This is a genomic window from Streptomyces sp. NPDC101152, assembly GCF_044768275.1.
GTDB lineage: Bacteria > Actinomycetota > Actinomycetes > Streptomycetales > Streptomycetaceae > Streptomyces.
On sequence record NZ_JBIWPO010000011.1, the window covers coordinates 126549 to 144743 of the forward strand.

15 protein-coding genes are annotated in these 18195 nt (G+C 72.0%); 8 read left to right on the forward strand and 7 right to left on the reverse strand.

The window, feature by feature from the left end; genetic code table 11:
* Positions 1–372: 372 nt before the first annotated feature.
* From ACIRVK_RS17565 to ACIRVK_RS17575, 3 genes are all read left to right on the forward strand, one after another.
* A complete protein-coding gene (locus ACIRVK_RS17565) occupies positions 373–1455 on the forward strand; it encodes a sensor histidine kinase (RefSeq protein ID WP_404247849.1) in 1083 nt (360 codons plus the stop codon).
* Positions 1452–2150 (forward strand): response regulator, encoded by a 699-nt coding sequence (locus ACIRVK_RS17570; RefSeq protein WP_404247851.1) that lies wholly within the window; start codon positions 1452–1454, stop codon positions 2148–2150. Before ACIRVK_RS17565 ends, ACIRVK_RS17570 begins: the two co-directional genes overlap by 4 nt.
* Before the next feature lie 159 nt (positions 2151–2309).
* A complete protein-coding gene (locus tag ACIRVK_RS17575) occupies positions 2310–3917 on the forward strand; it encodes an alpha/beta hydrolase (protein ID WP_404247853.1) in 1608 nt (535 codons plus the stop codon).
* 31 nt (positions 3918–3948) lie between these two features.
* Here ACIRVK_RS17575 and ACIRVK_RS17580 read toward each other — a convergent pair whose 3' ends face one another.
* From ACIRVK_RS17580 to ACIRVK_RS17595, 4 genes are all read right to left on the reverse strand, one after another.
* Entirely contained in the window at positions 3949–4140 is a 192-nt protein-coding gene (locus tag ACIRVK_RS17580) for a hypothetical protein (protein WP_404247855.1), read from the reverse strand.
* Positions 4141–4254: 114 nt separating this feature from the next.
* On the reverse strand, positions 4255–5175 hold the full coding sequence (locus tag ACIRVK_RS17585; protein WP_404247857.1) for an NAD-dependent epimerase/dehydratase family protein: 921 nt from the start codon (positions 5173–5175) through the stop codon (positions 4255–4257).
* Complete coding sequence (locus tag ACIRVK_RS17590) at positions 5172–5984, reverse strand: GNAT family N-acetyltransferase (protein WP_404247859.1); 813 nt, start codon at positions 5982–5984, stop codon at positions 5172–5174. The genes ACIRVK_RS17585 and ACIRVK_RS17590 overlap by 4 nt, the downstream gene beginning before the upstream one ends.
* Before the next feature lie 547 nt (positions 5985–6531).
* Positions 6532–7158: a chaplin gene (locus ACIRVK_RS17595; RefSeq protein WP_404247861.1), complete on the reverse strand. Its 627-nt coding sequence runs from the start codon at positions 7156–7158 to the stop codon at positions 6532–6534.
* A gap of 297 nt (positions 7159–7455) precedes the next feature.
* Here ACIRVK_RS17595 and ACIRVK_RS17600 point away from each other — a divergent pair, with 297 nt between their 5' ends.
* On the forward strand, positions 7456–9033 hold the full coding sequence (locus ACIRVK_RS17600; protein WP_404247863.1) for an alpha/beta hydrolase: 1578 nt from the start codon (positions 7456–7458) through the stop codon (positions 9031–9033).
* A gap of 88 nt (positions 9034–9121) precedes the next feature.
* Positions 9122–10219, forward strand: coding sequence for a chemotaxis protein (locus ACIRVK_RS17605; RefSeq protein ID WP_404247865.1), 1098 nt, complete (start codon positions 9122–9124; stop codon positions 10217–10219).
* A 33-nt stretch (positions 10220–10252) separates the two neighbouring features.
* Here the strand turns inward: ACIRVK_RS17605 and ACIRVK_RS17610 are convergent, their stop codons facing one another.
* Positions 10253–10666, reverse strand: coding sequence for an SsgA family sporulation/cell division regulator (locus tag ACIRVK_RS17610; protein WP_404247867.1), 414 nt, complete (start codon positions 10664–10666; stop codon positions 10253–10255).
* Between the two features lie 415 nt (positions 10667–11081).
* Here ACIRVK_RS17610 and ACIRVK_RS17615 point away from each other — a divergent pair, with 415 nt between their 5' ends.
* Positions 11082–12509: a PP2C family protein-serine/threonine phosphatase gene (locus ACIRVK_RS17615; RefSeq protein ID WP_404247869.1), complete on the forward strand. Its 1428-nt coding sequence runs from the start codon at positions 11082–11084 to the stop codon at positions 12507–12509.
* A gap of 55 nt (positions 12510–12564) precedes the next feature.
* Here ACIRVK_RS17615 and ACIRVK_RS17620 read toward each other — a convergent pair whose 3' ends face one another.
* Positions 12565–14055: a hypothetical protein gene (locus tag ACIRVK_RS17620; RefSeq protein WP_404247871.1), complete on the reverse strand. Its 1491-nt coding sequence runs from the start codon at positions 14053–14055 to the stop codon at positions 12565–12567.
* 241 nt (positions 14056–14296) lie between these two features.
* On the opposite strand from ACIRVK_RS17620, the gene ACIRVK_RS17625 reads away from it, so the two are divergent.
* Both ACIRVK_RS17625 and ACIRVK_RS17630 read left to right on the forward strand, forming a co-directional pair.
* Complete coding sequence (locus ACIRVK_RS17625) at positions 14297–15439, forward strand: aminoglycoside phosphotransferase family protein (RefSeq protein ID WP_404247873.1); 1143 nt, start codon at positions 14297–14299, stop codon at positions 15437–15439.
* Between the two features lie 264 nt (positions 15440–15703).
* Positions 15704–17680 carry an N-acetylmuramoyl-L-alanine amidase gene (locus ACIRVK_RS17630; protein WP_404247875.1) on the forward strand — a complete coding sequence of 659 codons (1977 nt, stop codon included), beginning with the start codon at positions 15704–15706 and terminating at the stop codon, positions 17678–17680.
* Between the two features lie 10 nt (positions 17681–17690).
* On the opposite strand, the gene ACIRVK_RS17635 is transcribed toward ACIRVK_RS17630, so the two are convergent.
* Positions 17691–18188 (reverse strand): hypothetical protein, encoded by a 498-nt coding sequence (locus ACIRVK_RS17635; RefSeq protein ID WP_208781660.1) that lies wholly within the window; start codon positions 18186–18188, stop codon positions 17691–17693.
* Positions 18189–18195 lie beyond the last annotated feature (7 nt).

Sequence of the window (18195 nt, forward strand, 5' to 3'; positions counted from 1 at the left end):
GGGGGCACGCCACAGGTACGACGAGCGTTCCGGGTACGGGGCGGGAAGTCGCGGCACCCGCCCGGGCCGGTCGCCCACCCCTCACCACGGGATGCCAGGGTCACCGTGCGAGACTGTGTGGCCCGCGGTATCGCGGGCCACGGCCCGGTCCCCGTGCCGCTCGGTGCGGCACCTACGGGATCGTGGATGATGACGGAAGACCAGGCAACGCGGGAGCCACCGGGCTCGGTGTCTCCTGCGCCGACGGCGAGGGCGCGCGACAGGAACCCCACCGCAGCCGACCGGCTCCGTGCGCTGTCCCGGTGGTGGGGATCACGTCCTGCCGCCACCAGGGACAGTGCAGTCGCGCTCGCCTTCACGGTCCTGTCGTTCGTGGCGCCCCTGTCGCGGATCGGGGCGCAGTTCGGCGGCCTTCCCGCCCACGGTCCCTCCGTCGCGAGTGTGCTGCTGACGCTGGGGCAGACCCTACCGCTCACGGTGCGCACCCGGTGGCCGGCCGCCTGCCTCGCGGTGGCCGGGACCTCGTTCGCGGTGCACGAGTGCCTGGCCTACCAGCCCACCTTCGGCAGCCTGGCACTGTACGTCGCGCTGTACTCCGTGGGTGCCCACCAGGACCGTTTCCGGTGGGTGGTGCCACTGGCCGCGACAGGCGCGTACGTGGCCTTCGGCGTCGTCCTCCACGTACTGGGCTCGTCCGAGGGCCTGACCGACTTCCTGCTCTACTACCTGGTCCTGGCGGTGGTGTGGGGTCTGGGCGTCCAGGTCCGCGGGCGGCGCGCGCAGGAGGCCGAGCGCCGGCGCCTGTCCGTGCAGATGGCCATCGCGGCGGAACGCGGCCGCCTGGCCCGGGAGTTGCACGACGTGGTGACCCACCATGTGACCGCGATGGTGGTGCAGGCGGGCGCCGCGCACTACCTGACCGAGTCGCCGGACCGCCTCCACGAGTCCCTCGACGCCATCAACGGCACCGGCCGCCGTGCCCTGGCCGAACTCCGGTTCCTGCTCGGCGTGTTGGAGGCGACCGCTGACACGGCGCCCAGGGAGCGGACACCGCTGCCGGGGCGGGTGCCTGATCTGGTGGAGCAGACACGAGCGGGCGGCCAGCCGATCGAGCTGGTCGAGGACGGAGAGCAGCCGGTCATGGCCACGAGCGCCCAGCTCACGGCGTACCGCGTCGTGCAGGAGTCCCTGACGAACGCGGTGAAGCACGCCGCGGGCGCGCGGACGCTGGTACGGCTCTCGCACACCCCCGGCTGGACGGACGTCGAGGTGACCACCGCCAGAACCGCCGACGGCACCCCCGCGCCCGCCGGCGGCCCGCACGGGTCGGGAGGCCGGGGCCTGGCCGGGCTGCGGGAACGGGTGGAGATGCTGGGCGGCGAGTTCGCGGCGGGGCCCGGCCCGGCGGGCGGGTTCCGGGTGCACGCACGCATTCCCTGGGGAGGTGCCTCGTGAGCGTTCCGCTCCCGACGATCAGGGTGCTGGTCTGCGAGGACCAGGCCCTGGTGCGCGCCGGCTTCGTCACGATCCTCTCCGCCCAGCCCGACATGGAGGTCGTGGGCGAGGCCGCCGACGGCCAAGCGGCGATCCGCAGCGCGCGCGAGCTGAAGCCGGACGTCGTCATCATGGACATCCGCATGCCCCTGCTCGACGGAATCGAGGCCACCCGCCGCCTGGCGGGGCCCGACTCCGCCGGCCCCGCCAGGATCCTCGTCGTGACGACGTTCAACGTCGACGAGTACGTGTACGAGGCCCTGCGCGCCGGCGCCAGCGGCTTCCTGCTGAAGGACGCCCCACCGCCCGAACTGATCAACGCCGTACGCGTCGTGGCCCGGGGCGAGTCCCTCCTGGCCCCCGCCGTCACCCGCACCCTGATCGGCCGCTTCGCCGAACGCGTACGTCCCTCCGTCGCACGCGTCTCGCCGGAGCGCGAACGCCTGCGGGTCCTCACGCCCCGCGAGCACGAGGTCCTCCTCCTCATCAGCGAGGGCCTGTCGAACGCCGAGATCGCCGCCGAACTGGTCATCAGCCACGAGACCGTGAAGACCTACGTCTCCCGCATCCTCACCAAACTGGACCTCCGCGACCGCGTCCAGGCGGTGGTCCTGGCGTACCGGGCCGGGCTGGCGGGAGGCCACGACCGAGCCTGACAGCCGCGGAAATCCGGCCCGTGTCCCCCGAGCGAGCTACCCGAGGTGTCCTCTGCACGGTGACGCGCGCCACCGGTGCTCACCTGTTGACTCGAAGCATCACCACAACGGCCGCGCCAGGCAGGCCGACCAGTCGAGCAGCCGAGGACAACCAACTCCATGACCACGACACGTAGTTCCCTGAAGCGCCGCTTTCCCGGAGGCCGCCGAGTCGCCGCGGCCCTGCTGGTCTCCACGCTGGCCGGAACCGCACTCGTCGCGTGCGGTGCCGGCGCGCAGGGCGCGCAGCCGGCCAGGGCCTCAGGTGGGAGCGCCGCCGATGCCACGGGCGCCGCCGAGATCACCTGGGGCGGATGCCCGGCACTGGCCAAGGGGCAGACCCGTGACCCCCGGCTGGCCTGCGGAACGCTGGAGGTCCCCCTGGACTACCGGCACCCGGGCGGCACGAAGATCGACGTGGCGGTCTCCCGACTGGCCACCGCCACACCCGGGAAGCGGCGTGGCGTCCTGCTCCTGAACCCCGGCGGGCCGGCCCTGGGCGGTCTCGACATGCCCGGAACCATGGCCCCCACCCTGCCGAAGTCCGTCCTGGACCGCTACGACCTGATCGGCTTCGACCCGCGCGGCGTCGAACACAGCACCCCGCAGAGTTGCGGTCTGAAGGACCCGAGTGTGTCCGGGCTCTTCCCCTATCCCGCCGCGGACGGCTCGATCACGAAGAACGTGGCCCTCGCCAAGGCCGACGCCCGACAGTGCGCCGACACGGTGGGCAAGGACCTGCGGTACTACAACACCGCCAACACCGCCCGGGACATGGACCGCATCCGCCAGGCGCTGGGTGAGAAGAAGATCTCCTACTGGGGGCAGTCCTACGGGACCTACCTCGGCGCCGTCTACCGGTCTCTCTTCCACAACCGCACCGACCGGATGATCCTCGAAGGCAACGTCGACCCCACCAAGGTATGGGCCCACCAGGTGTCCGACACCTGGGGCAAGGGCATGGCCGACCGGTTCCCCGACGCCGCCCGCGTCGCCGCCGCGCAGGACAGCACCCTCCACCTGGGCACGAGCGTCGCCCAGGTGACCCGCACCTACCTCGCCCTCGCCGACCGGCTCGACCGCACGCCCGCGGCCGTACCCGGCGCATCGGTGTCGCTGGACGGGGCGCTGCTGCGGAACACGACCTACGCCCTGCTTCTGCACAACGAGACGCTTCCCGTACTCGCCGGGTTCTGGAAGGCGGCCGAGGACCTGTCCCACGACGGCACCACGGCCGCCGACACCGCGGTTCTCAAGGAGGTGTTCGCCGACACACCGACGTCCCCGGGCGTTCCCGCGGACAACCAGGCCACCCTGTTCATGGCGCTGACGTGCGGCGACGCCGCATGGCCGCACGACGTCGGCGGCTACGCCACCCGCACCACCGCCGACCGCCTGAAGTGGCCGCTGACCGCGGGCATGCCCGCCGACATCTGGGCATGCGCCTTCTGGGACAAGCCGGTTGAGCCGACTGTCACCGTCGTGCCCGGCGGCCCGCGCAACACCCTGATCCTGCAGAACCGCCGGGACAACGCCACCCCGTGGGAAAGCGGAGTCGGACTGCACAAGGCCCTCGGCGCCGGCTCCGTTCTCGTCGGCGTCGACAACGGCGGACACTACGTCTACGACGCGGGCTCCGCCTGCGCCGACAAGGCAACCGTCGGTTACCTGTCCACCGGCCGCCTGCCCGCGAAGGACGTCCACTGCACCGACGTCCCCCGGAGGTGACCCGCGCGAACGCGATGTTCCGAGTCCCGGATCACCCGCCGACGGCCGCGCCGAAGTCGCTGAACGAGGTCCCGGGATCGAGGCTGAACTGGCTGACCGTGGCCACGGGCAGCGTGCCGAGCGGTGTCGCCGCCTGCGCCTGGCCGATGCCCAGCACCGACGCGGCGACGGTGAGCAGGCCGCCGGCGAGAAGTGCCCTGGCGGTTCTCGGTCTGCGTCTCATGAGCGTGAATCTCCTGACGTTCGGGGCTGGTTGGTGCGAACGCGCCGGAGGGCGACGTGAGCGAGTATGCCCGTCGCCCTCCGGCTCACCCCGTGCTGCATCCCGGCCGGGCTGTCAACGGTGTGCCGCCAGCGCCGCCAGCCCCTCGCGGCAGGACGGGTGCACGGGCGTCCAGCCCAGCTCTCGCTCCGCCTTCGCCGACGACACCCGCATGCTCGTCGCGAACATCGTGTGGGCGTACGACATCGGCCTGGTGAGCCAGCGCGGTACGGTCATCGGCTTCGGCAGCCCGAACTCCTCGGCCACGCACAGGACATGGGCGCGGAAGCCGAACGGGGTGCGGTCGGTGACGTTGTACGCCTGTCCGGCGCGGCCGTGCTCGACGGCGGCGGCCACCGCGCGGGCCGCGTCGGTGAGGTCGACCCACGGCAGGACCCGGCCCCCGTCCGCCGGGACGGGCAACTGGCGCTTGCGCAGCAGGGGCAGGACCGCGTCGGTGCCACCGAGGCCGTAGAACAGGCCGAAGCGCAGCGAGATGCCCGCCAGCCCGGGTGCCTCGAAGGTGAGTTGCTCCTTGATCCGCATGGCCTCGACGTGCCGTTCCAGCTCCGGCGTGGTGCCGTGCGGCCCGAACGGGTCGTCCTCGGTGATCACATGGTCGCCGAAGTCCCCGTAGCCGTAGCCGAAGACCATCGACTCGGCGATGAGCCGCTGGGCGCCCGTGGCCCGTGCGGCCTCGATGAGGTGCCTCGAGCCCTCGACGCGCAGGGCGTCGGTGGCGTACATGTCGCGATGGCGCGTGGGGGCCTTGCGCAGGGCGGTCGCGGCGTGGATGACGGTGTCGAAGTGCCGCCCGTCTACGGCGCGCAGCAGCGCGTCGCGGTCCGTGAGGTCGGCCGACACGCCGTTCGCCGGGCCCCGGCCGAGTCCGGTGACCTGGTGGCCCGCCTCGGTCAGGGCGCGGACGATGTGACCGCCGAGGACGCCACTGGCGCCCGCGAGGAGGATGCTCTGGCTCTTCTGGTTCGTCGTCATGCCGATGCGACGGACCGGGTCGCCGCGGATGTGACATCCGGTCGTGTGTACGGCGTCGTCGTGGTCAGCGGGGCGAAGCCGAGCCGTTCCAGGATGGGACGGCTCTGGCTGGAGGCGTCGACCTGGAGGTAGCGGTAGCCGCGTTCCTGGGCCGCGCGGGCGCGATGGGCGACCAGGGCCCGGTAGAGACCGCGACCTCGCCAGCCCTCGAGGGTGCCGCCGCCCCACAGCCCGGCGAAGCGCGTGCCCGGCACCAGCTCCATACGGGCCGCGCTGACCGGTTCCTCCCCGGCGAGGGCGACGACCGCGACGACGGTGTCCGGCTCGTCGGTGAGCCGGGCCAGCAGCTGGTGGCGCATCCGGGAGCCGTCCGTGCCGAACGCCTTCTCGTGCACGTCCGCGACGAGGTCCACGCCCGCCTCGTCGGTGACCGGCAGCAGCCTGATGCCCTCGGGCGGCCCGGCGTCGAGGTCGAGGGCGGCGACCTCGGCGATCATCAGCGTCTCCTCGGGCTCGGCGGTGAACCCGGCGGCCCGCAGCCGCACCCCCAGATCGAGCGGGCGGTCGTGCCCGTACAGCTTCCACTCGAACTCCCGGCCGAGACCGGAGAAGTGGGCGATCTGTTCGGCGATCACCGCGTCCGCGGTCGCCTCGGTCAGGTCGGACCACACCACGCCGTTCCAGCCACGCGCGGAGGACACCTGGCGGACCACGTCACCGACCCGTTCGACGCGCGCGTCGGGGCCGTCCGGCTGGGCGCCCTCGCGCATGTCACGGTCGAACAGGGCGAGCACCGCTGCGTGATCCATGCGATCACTCCAGCATCAGCGGGCGGCCCCGGCAACCGCATTACGGTCGGCGGGACGCCGGCACCGATCGGCGCCTCGAGATGCAGGGGCCTCCTCGGGGGGCGTTTGCGTACCGGCAGCCAGGTGCACCGCCCGGCCCACCGCCGGCCCTGGCGGCCGCTCGCAGGCGGGCTGCTCACCTTCATCGCCGGGGACACGTACGACAACGTGCCGGACAGCCGCTCCCCGAGGGGCCCGACCGTACCTGGCACCAGCGCGCCATCGGCATCGCGCATCCCCTCGGCGACGTGCTCGTCGTGGCCCTGCTCGCGCGCCTGCTCACCCCGAGTCCCGTCGACTGGCACAGCCGGTCCGTGCAGCTGCTGGTCGTCGGCACGACAACCCGCCTCGGCTTCGACATCGCCTACGGGAGCCTCCAGCACGGCAGTCCCTGCTGCCCGCTCCACACCGGCTGGTGCCGCTGGCCGTGGCGACGTTCATCGCGCCGGCGATCATGCTGTACGACGCGGCGCGCTCGACGTCAGCGAAGATCCCCGTGCGGCCGACGTCAGCGTCCGGCGCGAGGTCGGGAGCGGCGGTACACGGCCGTTCCGGCGAGGAGCAGCGCCGCGCTCGTCGCGGCGGCGGGGAGGGTCGCGTCGGTGCCGGTGTGGGCGAGGGTGGCGCCGGCGTGCTCAGTGGCGGGATGCGGGTGCGTCCTGAGAGAAGCGGACGGTTTGCGGGGTGGCGTGGACGGCTGCGGGGTCAGGGCGCCCGAGGTGTTGCCCACGGAGGTGTTCCCGGCGCCGATCACGGTCGCGGTGTTGCCGCTGATGTTCACCGGGAGGTGGACGGGGAGCTGGACGCCGTTGCCGGAGAGGAGCCCTGACGAATCCTTTCCTCGGGCGTGCGCTTGGCTACCGTCGGACGCGGGCGCGTCCGGCGCCCGGTCCCCGCCCCCTGTGGCGCAGCCGTTGCCGGCCGCGGGGTTGAGGAGCCCCGCCACGTTCACGGTGTTCCCGCAGACCTCGACGGGGACGTGCACCGGGAGCTGGACGGTGTTGCCGGAGATCAGCCCGGGTGAGCCGGCGGTGGCACCGTCCGCCGAGGAACCGGCATGGGCGGGAGCCGTCAGCGCCATCGCGCCGGACGCGGCGGCCACGGCGATCACACCGTTTCGGGTGACCCTTCTCATAGGTTCCCTGCCTTCCAGACGTGGTCGCGGGCCGCGGCCCGCACCAGAGAGACGGGCTGATGCCCGCACCGCTTAAAACGCGTGCGAACCATCCGGGTTATGGCTTGTCGGCCTTTCACTCCATCGAGCGGCACGGTTGTCGAACTAGCCGTAAAACACCCGCACACGCCCGACGGAGGCACACAGTAGGGCGCACCGGACGGTCCCGCTCGTCCGGAGGCGGGGGTTCCGGGGGCCGCTTATCGTGATCGAGGGCGCCGTTCTCCCGTTCCGCGACGGGCGTCCTTGGAGGCATTGATGCTGGCCAAGCTGTCCACGCGGCCCGCGGTGCGGCGCTGCGCGGTGACCGCGACCGCCGCCGCGACCCTGCTGGCCGCCGGGCTGCCGACGGCCACCGCCGACGCCGGCAGGCCGGATCTGTCGCGCTTCTACCGGCAGAAAATCGCCTGGACGAAGTGCAAGGGCGCGGACGTGCCCGTGGATCTGCAGTGCGGCAAGGTCACCGTGCCCCTCGACTACGCCCGGCCACGGGCCGGGACGCTCGACCTGGCGCTCGCCCGCTACGAGGCGACCGGCGCCAGGCGGGGCTCGGTGCTGCTGAACTTCGGGGGGCCGGGCGGTGCCGGGGTCAGTGAACTCGCGGCCGACGCGAAGGACTTCATGGATCTCACGAACGGCTACGACGTGGTGACCTTCGACCCGCGCGGCGTCGGCCGGTCCTCACCGGTCAGCTGCGGCGACGACTCCGGGGGCGCCTCGACGGCCACGGACGAGGACGCGGACCTGTCCCATCCGCAGGCGGTGTTGCGGCAGTTGAAGAAGGCCGCCGACCAGTGCGTCCGGCATTCCGGTCCCGTGCTGGCCCACATAGGCACCGTGAACGCCGCCCGCGACCTGGACGTGATCCGCCAGGCCCTCGGCGACAAGAAGCTCAACTACCTGGGTTTCTCCTACGGAACACGGCTGGGCGCCGTGTACGCGGCCCAGTTCCCCCAGAAGGTCGGCCGGTTGGTGCTGGACGGCGTCGACACCCTCACCGAACCGATGTCCGAGCAGGGCATCGCGGGCGCCGCGGGACAGCAGAAGGCGCTGGACGACTTCGTGGACTGGTGCGTCAAGGACATCGCCTGCCCGTTCGGACAGGACGCGCGGGAAGCCGGCGAGCGAGTCGTCCAGCTCGTGCACTCCCTCGACACGGACCCGGTGCCGACCGACCTGGGGCAGGAGTTCACCGGCCAGGATCTCGTCGGCGCCATCGCCCAGGCCCTGTACAGCCAGGCCTTGTGGCCCTCGCTGGAGCGTGCGCTCGCCCAACTCGTCGAGGACGGCGACACCCGTGGAGTGATGGGCTTCGCGACCGGCGGCGCCGCTCCTCCCGTCCGGGGTGAGAGCGGCGGCGGCCTGGTCGACGAGGACGAGGTCCCGCCCGACAACCTTCCGGCGGCGCTGACGGCGATCAACTGCGCGGACGATCCCGACCGCCCGGGCGCCGACCGCATCACCGAGGACCTGGCGCGGCTGCGCGCCGAGTACGACCAGGCGTCCCCGGTCTTCGGCCACTACCGGCTCACCGAACTGCTCATGTGCTACGGCCGCCCCAAGGGCACCGACTTCATCCGCGACAAGGTGCGCGACGTCCACTCGGCGAAGATGCTCCTCGTCGGCACCCGCGGCGACCCGGCCACGCCCTACCGCTGGACCGTGGAGACGGCGCAGCGCCTCGGCCCCTCGGCGGTCGTCCTCGACAACCGGGGTGAGGGCCACACCGGTTACGCCTCCTCCAAGTGCGTCCACCAGAAGGTCGACGACTTCCTCCTGTACGGCACCCTGCCCCCGACCGGGAGCTCCTGCGGCCCGTACGAAGAAGACCAGTAGCGCCGCGGCACCGGACCCACCTCTGGTCCGTCGCCGGGCGCCTTCGCCCCCTGATGCCCGATGGGCGAAACGGTCCTATGGTGCTGTTATGGAGCACGACCTGAGTCCCGCAACCCTGTCCGAGCTCCGGCGCCCGCGGCCCTATCCGGCCGTGTCCGTGCTGACACCGACCCATCGTCGGGAGCCCGACAACGCCCAGGATCCGGTCCGGCTGCGCAATGTGGTGGCCGAGGCCAGGAAACAGCTGGAGTCCGACCCCGCGGTCACCCGCGAACGGCGCTCCGATGTCGTCCGCCAGCTCGACCAGGCCCTCGCCGAGGTGGATCTGGCGCATGCCGAGGACGGTCTGGTGATCTTCGCCGCTCCAGGTGAGCACCAGGTGTGGTCGCTGGCCCGTGCGGTGCCGGAGCGGGTGGTGCTCTCGGACACCTTCCTCACCCGTAACCTCGTCTCCGCGCACGCCGCGGAACGGCCGTTCTGGGTGCTGTCGGTCTCCGCCGACCGGGTCACCCTGTGGAACGGCGGCGTCGACCGGGTCGTGGAGGACCACTCCGGCGGCTTCCCGATGACCAGGACGCTCGAGAACTTCGACGCCGAGCGCCAGGAGCGGATCGGCGACCTGCCGAGCACCTTCCGCGACGAGGGCACCCGGCACTTCCTGCGGGAGGCCGACGCGACGCTCGGCATGGTGCTGCGCGACGAGCCCCGGCCGCTGTACGTCACGGGTGAACAGGCCGCCCTGTCCCTGCTGGACGAGGTCGGCGGGGTCACGAAGGAGGCCGTGCACATCCCGCACGGCGGCCTCGCGCACGGCACGCCCGAAGCGGTGTGGCAGGCGGTGAGACCGACGGTCGCCGCCGAGGCCCGCCGCAGCACCGAAGCCGTCGCCCGGGAGCTGGAGACGGCCCGAGGCCGCAAGGCCTTCGCGGCCGGCGTGGACGAGGTCTGGCACAGCGCGCGCGAGGGCCGGGTACGGCTGCTCGCCGTCGAGGAGAACTACCGCGTCACGGTGAGCGACGTCCTCGGCGACCACCTGGTGCCGGCCGAGGGCGGCGACCTCGACGCCCGCGAGGACATCGTGGACGAGATCGTCGAACAGTGCCTGGAGACCGGCGCGGAGGTCCGCTTCGTACCGGACGGCATGCTCGGCGACGCGCACGGCATCGCCGGCGTGCTGCGGTACTGAGGTACGACGCCGTCCGCCTCGCCCCGCAGACGTTCAGACGTTCCCGAACAGGCTGCTCAGGCCGCGCTCGACCGCCTCGTCCAGGTCCTCCTCGCCGGCCGCCACCACGGCGTACGTGCGCAGCAGGAACCGGTGCAGGGCGGCGGCGTCGAACTGCAGCAGCGCCAGCCCGTAGGGCGAGTGCAGTTCGAGGACCGTACGGGCCCGGCCGCACGGCCAGATGTGCACGTCACCATCGCCGGCCGGGCCGCGCAGTCCCTCCGCGAGCAGGGCACGCCCGAAGGTCCAGGTGACATCGGTGCCGTCGAGGGAGGACTCCGGCGGGAAGTCCAGGTGCACGGCCAGCGGGTCCGTGGAGACGTAACGCAAGGTCGTCGGCACGGGCAGCTCCTGCTCGTCCGAGGTGATCAGGCGGCCGCGGGCGGGCTGCTCGAGGGTGATGTCCATGGTCGGTCTCCCCTGCGGTCGGAGGTCGGCCGGGTTGCCGGTCTGTTGTTACGACCCCGCAGACGCCGTTCGCATTACGCGGAAGCGCTTTCCAGTTTGTGTGACCTGCGTCACTCTCGGGGAATACGGCACGCATGCCACGGGCACTAGAACAAACACCCGTCGAACACGCTGATGAACACCCGGCCCTCCTCCGCCGCGATGCCCCAAGTCGCGTACGTCACCTAAGACTTGACCTGTCCCGTGAAGTAGGCGATGCGCGTAGGCGGGACGGCTCCTGAAGACGCTGGCATATGCCAGAAGCACCACCGTATCGTGTGTTGCCAAATCCCTTACAGGGCGTCGCGGGCTGTGCAACAGTCGTAACGGTCCCTCCGTCCGCCTTGGTCGAACCGTCCCCGCATCGGAGCGCGTCATGCCGTCCCACCTCTCTGCGGATCCCCCAGCCGCCCAGCCGCCGGGGCGCGGCTCGGTCGACGCGCTGATATCGCAGACGCGGCGACTGAAGGGTGACGTGGTCGCCGTACGTCGGGACGCGCACGGCGACGACTCCGACCCGCAGGAGCGGTGGCAGCGCGCGCTCTGCGATCTGGCGCTGCATCAACTCAACGACGTTGACGCTCACTTGGCGCAGCTGCGGGACGGCCCGGAACCGCTGGACCCGGTCCCGGAGACGGCGTCCGCCCCGGCCGTGCCGACCGCTCCCCGGCGCGGCTCGCTGCTCAGCAGGGTCGGCAGCGCCGAGTGGAACCTGCTGACGGACGAGGCGAGCTGGTCCGGCGAGCTCTACCAGATCCTCGGCCGCGACCCCGCCGCTCCCCCGCTCACCCTCGACGAACTGCCCTCCCTGGTCCTGGACGAGGACCGGGCGAAGCTGACGGCCATGGTCACGGACTGTCTGGTGGACGCCAAGCCCATCGACGGCGAGTTCCGCGTCGTGCGCCCGGACGGCGAGGTGCGCACCGTGCACATGATGGGCGAGCCCGTGCTCGACGCCGACGGCAGCACCGCCTCCATGTGGGCCGTCCTTCGGGACGTCAGCGAACTGCGCCGCAGTCAGCGGGCGGTGAGCGAGACCCGTGACTCGTTGCGGCGCCACCAGCACCGCGCGCAGACCGAGCACCGGCTCGCGGTGGAGCTGCAGGAGGCCGTACTGCCGCCGCGGTCAGGCTCCCCGCGCCTGCCCCAGCAGGGCCCCGGAACCCTGGACCTGGCGGCCCACTACCTGCCGTCGTCACGCAGTGCCCGCATCGGCGGCGACTGGTACGACGCACTGGAACTGCCCGACGGGCAGACCCTGTTGAGCGTGGGCGACCTCACCGGCCATGGCGTCACCGTCACGTCGGGCATGGCGATGCTGCTCGGCGCCCTGCGGGGCATGGCGATGGCCGGCACCGAGCCGGGCCGACTGCTGTCCCTGCTCAACCAGTTACTCGACGCCACCGTGCAACCGGCCCTCGGCAGCGCCGTCTGCTGCCGCTACCGGCCCGAGAGCCGCACCCTGACCTGGGCGCAGGCCGGACACCCCGCCCCGCTGCTGTTCCGCGACGGGACGGGGTGCGGACTGCGGGCACCGGACGGTGTCCTGCTCGGCGCGACCTCCCGTGCCTCCTACGAGCAGGCCGAGTTGGCCCTCGAGGCGGGCGATCTGTTACTGCTGCACACGGACCGGTTGGTGCCCGGCACCGGCCGTGACGAGGCCGTGCAGCGGCTCCTCGGCCTGGCCCCGCGCTTCGCCGGGGCGCGCACCGCACAGGACTGCGTGCGGACGGTCGTGGCGGAGTTCGGTGGTGAGGCCGAGCGTGAGGACGACGCGTGCGTGCTCGTCGCCCGGGTCGTCTGAGGCGTGGGGTGGTTCTTCGATCTGCGCAGGGGGAGGCTGGGGCGGCACGGTCCCCCTATACCCGTGCGCTGTTCCCGCCCCTCGCCGGCTTCGGCAGCGCTAGCTTGATCTCCTCCCGCAGTTCGTTGATCTTCGGGTAGCCGGCGTACTCGGCGGTGAGCCGGTACATCTGACGCAGCCGGTCCCAGGTGCGGTGGGAGGAGTTGGACCCCATCGACATCAGAGCCAACCGCGCGTACCGGTCGGCCTGTTCGGGGTCGTCGGCGATGAAGCAGGCCGACGCCATCGACAGGAAGTCGAAGATCTTCGACCGCTGACGTCCGTCGACCCGCAGGGCCAGGGCCTTCTCCGCGTAGTGCTGGGCGTGCACGGCCGCACCCGGCTCGTGCTCGGCCAGCGTGCGGTAGGCCAGGGCCTGCATGCCGTACAGGTCCTCCTCCTTGAACATCTGCATCCAGCTGGGCGGCGGCACGTCGCCCTTGTCGGAGACGAAGAGGTCCTCCGCCTGGCCGAGGGTGCGGCGCATGGCCTGGCCCTTGCCCATGGAAGCCTGCGCCCAGGCCTCGATGGTGTAGAGCATGGCCCGGGTGCGCGGCAGCACCTCGTCGCCGGAGCCGGACCGGGCGAGCTTCATCAGGTCGAGTGCGTCGTCGGGCCGGCCGAGGTGCACCATCTGGCGGGCCGCCCGGGAGAGCGCCTCCCCGGCACGGGGCCGGTCGCCGCCCTCCCGGGCCGCGTGGGCGGCGATGACGAAGTACTTCTGGGCGGTGGGTTCCAGGCCGACGTCGTGCGACATCCAGCCCGCGAGGACGGCGAGGTTGGCGGCGACGCCCCACAGGCGCCGCTGGAGATGGTCGGGATGACGGTAGGCGAGCATGCCGCCCACCTCGTTGAGCTGGCCCACGACCGCCTTGCGCTGCAGCCCGCCGCCGCGGGCGGCGTCCCAGGCCCGGAACACCTCGACCGAGCGCTCCAGTTCCTCGATCTCCTGCGACCCGATGGGGGCGGCCTCATAACGGTCGAACCCAGCGGGGTCGGCGTGCAGGGGGTCCTCGAACTGGGGGGCGTCGGCGGAGAGGGTGGGGTCGGTGTGCAGCCAGTCGTACATGGCGCTGCTGAGGGCGGATCCCGCGGTGAGCGCGACACCCGCACCCACCAAGCCGCGTCGGTTGAGCATGAGGTCCATTCCCGTGAATTCGGTGAGGACCGCAGCCGTCCGCTCGGGCGCCCACGGCACACCGTCGGGATGTTCCACACTCCCGCCGTCCTGCCGTTTCCCCGCACGCCCGTGCCGGACCAGACCGAGGTCCTCGATGGTCACGACACGGCCGAGACGCTCGGTGAACAGGGCAGCCAGCACCCGCGGGACCGGATCGCGCGGGATCTCTCCCGTGTCGATCCAACGCCGCACCCGGGAGGTGTCGGTCGACAGTTGGGGGTGGCCCATGGCCGCCGCCTGCCGGTTGACCAGCCTCGCGAGTTCACCCTTGGACCAGCCGGCCAGGCCGAACAGGTCCGCAAGGCGGGTGTTGGGTTGTCCGCTCACGTCAAGCCCCCAGGTTCTCGGCTGAGTTGACAGTAGCCCGGGGAGAGTTGCCGGGCGACTATTCGCCAGGGTTCGCCAGGGTGCGCCAGATGGTGTGCCACTGGCCGACGGGTGTCAGGTAGGAACGCGCCACCCCGACCCGGTTGCCGAGGGGCATTCCCCAGGGTGCACCGAGGGCCGGGCCGGGCAGCGCACTTGAGCAGACAGGCACAGCAGGCACACGAAGGGATCTGTTTCGCCCATGTACGCAGCATCGTCCTCCGTGTCCGCCCCGCCCCGGTCGCTGTACCCCCGCCCGGCGGGCAGCGGCCCCTACCTCGACCCCGCCCGCTCGGCGGCGGCCCCCGTGCTCGGTGCGGGCCGGACGCGACGCCCGGCGGGGCTCGGCACCCAACCGCTCAGCGGGAGACTCGACTTGTCCGGCCCCCAGGGCGCCCAGCTGCGTACGGCGATCGCGTCGGTGCACCGGATCTGCCCGGAGTTCGCTCCGGTGCAGGTGCTGCGCCGCAGTGGACGCTCCGTGCTCCTGGTCGGTACGACCGGGCGCAGCACGGCCGTCGCCAAGTGTTTACTGGACCACTCACCGGTGTGGTCCGAGCGGATCCGGCACGAGATAGCGGCCTACCGCTCGTTCGTCCGGCACCGCCCCCCGGTGCGGGTGCCGAGACTGATCGCGGCGGACCCGGACAACTGCACCCTGGTCATCGAGCGGATGCCGGGACGGGTGGCGGCGCTGCAGCGGCACCCGGCCGAGGCCCCGCCCCGGGCGGACATCAGGGCGGCGCTCGGCGCGATCTGCCGGCTGAACGCCTGGCGTCCCCCGGCGGGCACCTTCGACGCCCCGCTGGACTACGCGGCCCGCATCTCCCGCTACCACGAGCTGGGGCTGCTGACCGACCGGGACATGGGCGACCTGCAGAAGCTGGTGCACGGCATCGCGGCGACCGCGGGCCGGCACGGCATGGGCCAGTTCTGCCACGGCGACGCACTGCTCTCGAACATCCTGCTCTCACCGGCCGGTCCAGTGCTGGTGGACTGGGAGCACGCGGGCTGGTATCTGCCGGGCTACGACCTGGCCACCTTGTGGTCGGTGCTGGGCGACGCCCCGGTGGCGCGCCGTCAGATCAGCCAGATCGCCCAGTCGGCGGGCCCCGCCTCGCGGGACGCGTTCCTGGTGAACCTGATGCTCGTGCTGACCCGTGAGATCCGTACCTACGAGACGGCCGTGCAGCGTTCGATGCACGACACGACCCCGGCGGCACCGGGAGCGGCCCACCCGGGTGCTGCGCCGTCCGGCGAGGAACAACGGCTGCTGCTGCGGCGGCTGCACGACGACTGCCAGCTGGCCCGCAAGGCCGTGCGTGCGGCGGTCGGCACTCGCTGACGGGGACGAGGATCCGCGGTGCGCCACCGGCGGCGCACCGCGGATCCTCGTGTGTTCCGGGCCCGTACGGATGCGGCCATTGGTGTGAGCCACTGACGCCCCGCAGGCCCGCGGGCCACCGCCCCGAAACCCCGTCACCCTCGTGTTGACATGGGAAATCGCCCGCCTCTGGGCATGATTGACGGATCGTCGGCCAGCGGGTACCACTGACCCACCGCTCGGCCCTGCACGCCCCGTCACGCTCGTTCGTCCCAGGAGGCTGCGTTGAGAGGATCCGTCACCGACCCCACGTCCGCACCCGGCCACAGACGCGCCCGGGCCGCCGCGGGTGCCCTCGCCTCGGCGGCGGTGCTGCTGCCGCTGCTCGGCGCCGCCCCCGCCGCCGGCAACCCCGACTCCCCCGCGGACTCACTGCAGCGGGCCTTCGCCGCCGCGTCCGCCCGGTACCACGTCCCGCAGAGCGTGCTGCTCGGCGTCTCCTACCTGCAGTCCCGCTGGGACGAGCACGGCGGCGTGCCGAGCGTGAGCGGCGGCTACGGCCCGATGCACCTCACCGACGCGCGCACCGCACTCGCCGCGACCTCGCACCACAGCGAGGGCACGGAGGACGCCCGCGGCGACGGCGCCCGCCCCGCCCTGCATCCCACCGCGCGAGTACCGCGGGATGCCCGGCTCCCGGACCGCCTCAAGACCCTGCCGAAGGCCGCCGCGCTGACCGGGATCCCGGCCGACCGGCTCCGCAGCGACGAGAGTGCCAACGTGGCCGGTGGTGCGGCGCTGCTCGCCGCCGCCCAGAAGGACCTGGGCGAGCCGCTGAGCGACGACCCGGCGGCCTGGTACGGGGCGGTGGCCCGATTCTCCGGCGCGGACGACACCGCGACCGCGGCCGCCTATGCCAACGATGTCTACGACGTGCTCCGCACCGGCGAGCAGCGTGTCACGGACGCCGGCCAGCGGGTCTCGCTGGGCGCCGAACCCGGCCTCGCGCCCGACACGGCGCAGCTCGGGCGGACGGGTCTGCGGACGGTCCCGGACGAGGGCACCGAGTGCCCGAAGTCGGTGTCGTGCGAGTGGATCCCGGCGCCGTACCAGCAGTTCGGCACCAACGACTACGGCAACCACGACCTGGCCGACCGTCCGGCGTCGCAGAGCATCAAGTACATCGTCGTCCATGACACCGAGGGTGCCTGGAACGGCGTACTCCATCTGGTGCAGGACCCGACCTATGTGTCGTGGAACTACACCATCCGCTCCACGGACGGTCTCATCGCCCAGCATGTGAAGGCGAAGGACGTGGCCTGGCACGCGGGCAACTGGTACATCAACGCGAAGTCGATCGGCATCGAGCACGAGGGCTTCCTGGCCGCTCCGGACGCCTGGTACACGGAGGCGATGTACCGCTCCTCGGCACGGCTGGTGCGCTATCTCGCCGCGACGTACCGCATCCCGCTGGACCGGCAGCACATCCTGGGCCACGAGAACGTCCCCGGCCCCACGACGTCGACCATCCCCGGCATGCACACCGACCCCGGGCCCTACTGGGACTGGCGGCACTACTTCGAACTGCTGGGCCACCCCTTCAAGCGGACCGCCGGCAAGAGCGGCGGGCTGGTGACGATCCTGCCCGACTACGCCACCAACCGGCCCGTGTACACGGGCTGTGTCACCTCGGGCCAACCGTGCCCTTCACACGGTTCGAGCGAGGTGCGGCTGTACTCCGACCACGACGAGAACTCCCCGCTGATCAAGGACGTGGGTCTGCACAAGGGAGCGGACTCCACGATCGACGTCAACGACGTGGGCTCACGGGTCTCCACCGGCCAGCAGTACGCGGTGGCCGGGCACTACGGGGACTGGACGGCGATCTGGTACCTGGGCCAGAAGGCCTGGTTCAAGAACCCGAAGAAGCACCCGACGGCCGTGTCGGCGACGGGCCTCGTCGTGACGCCGAGGGCCGGCCCGGACAGCGTCCCGGTCTACGGACGCGCCTACCCGGAGGCCTCGGCGTTCCCGACGGGAGTGCCGGTGCAGACGGTGTCACCGCTGCCGTACACCCTGCCGAAGGGGCAGAAGTACGTGGTCGGTGACGTGGTGCCGGGCGAGTACTACTACTCGGTCACCTTCACAACCGACTCACACCGGGTCGTCCGGGGCAAGGACCTGTACTACGAGATCCAGTACGGCCACCGGGTGGAGTTCGTGCGCGCCGCGGACGTGCGCGTGCTGCCCGCGGGCCAGTAGCCCGGCCGCGTCAGCCCTGCTGGAAAAGCTCCGCCGGGAGCGGCTTCAGCAGGGCGTACAGGTCGTCCGTGATGGGACGGTCCCAGGCGGCGATGGTCACCAGGACGTTGTCGCTGCGGTCGAACTGGACGCAGGAGATCCGGCTCTCGGAGAGCTTGAGGCGGCGCACGATCAGCAGGTTGTCGCCCTGCATCACCGGCATGTCCTCCACTCCCACGACCGTCACCTCCTCCTCGTTCTCCAGAGCGAGCAGCAGCTGGGCGACCTCGAAGGGGATCTCGCCCTCGCCGACCTCGCGGGCCGGGGAGCCCTCGGGGAGGTTGCCGATGATCATCGCGGGGCCGCGGCCGCCGAAGAGGTCGTAGCGCAGGAAGACGCCCTGGCAGGTGCCGTCGGGAGCGGGCAGCAGACCGGCGCCGAGGTTGCCGGGCCAGTCGCCCGGGTCCATGGCCAGGACGTCGAAGTCGGGGCCGGCGGGGGTGGCGTTGCGGCGGCGGAGGAACGACATGGGCCCA

What these genes read in the sequence shown, in the direction of transcription:
- ACIRVK_RS17615 (WP_404247869.1), top strand. Translation starts at nt 11,082, where the DNA reads ATGCCGTCCCACCTCTCTGCGGATCCCCCAGCCGCCCAGCCGCCGGGG.
- ACIRVK_RS17590 (WP_404247859.1), bottom strand. Translation starts at nt 5,984, where the DNA reads ATGGATCACGCAGCGGTGCTCGCCCTGTTCGACCGTGACATGCGCGAG.
- ACIRVK_RS17595 (WP_404247861.1), bottom strand. Translation starts at nt 7,158, where the DNA reads ATGAGAAGGGTCACCCGAAACGGTGTGATCGCCGTGGCCGCCGCGTCC.
- ACIRVK_RS17605 (WP_404247865.1), top strand. Translation starts at nt 9,122, where the DNA reads ATGGAGCACGACCTGAGTCCCGCAACCCTGTCCGAGCTCCGGCGCCCG.
- ACIRVK_RS17635 (WP_208781660.1), bottom strand. Translation starts at nt 18,188, where the DNA reads ATGTCGTTCCTCCGCCGCCGCAACGCCACCCCCGCCGGCCCCGACTTC.
- ACIRVK_RS17575 (WP_404247853.1), top strand. Translation starts at nt 2,310, where the DNA reads ATGACCACGACACGTAGTTCCCTGAAGCGCCGCTTTCCCGGAGGCCGC.
- ACIRVK_RS17610 (WP_404247867.1), bottom strand. Translation starts at nt 10,666, where the DNA reads ATGGACATCACCCTCGAGCAGCCCGCCCGCGGCCGCCTGATCACCTCG.
- ACIRVK_RS17580 (WP_404247855.1), bottom strand. Translation starts at nt 4,140, where the DNA reads ATGAGACGCAGACCGAGAACCGCCAGGGCACTTCTCGCCGGCGGCCTG.
- ACIRVK_RS17585 (WP_404247857.1), bottom strand. Translation starts at nt 5,175, where the DNA reads ATGACGACGAACCAGAAGAGCCAGAGCATCCTCCTCGCGGGCGCCAGT.
- ACIRVK_RS17625 (WP_404247873.1), top strand. Translation starts at nt 14,297, where the DNA reads ATGTACGCAGCATCGTCCTCCGTGTCCGCCCCGCCCCGGTCGCTGTAC.
- ACIRVK_RS17600 (WP_404247863.1), top strand. Translation starts at nt 7,456, where the DNA reads ATGCTGGCCAAGCTGTCCACGCGGCCCGCGGTGCGGCGCTGCGCGGTG.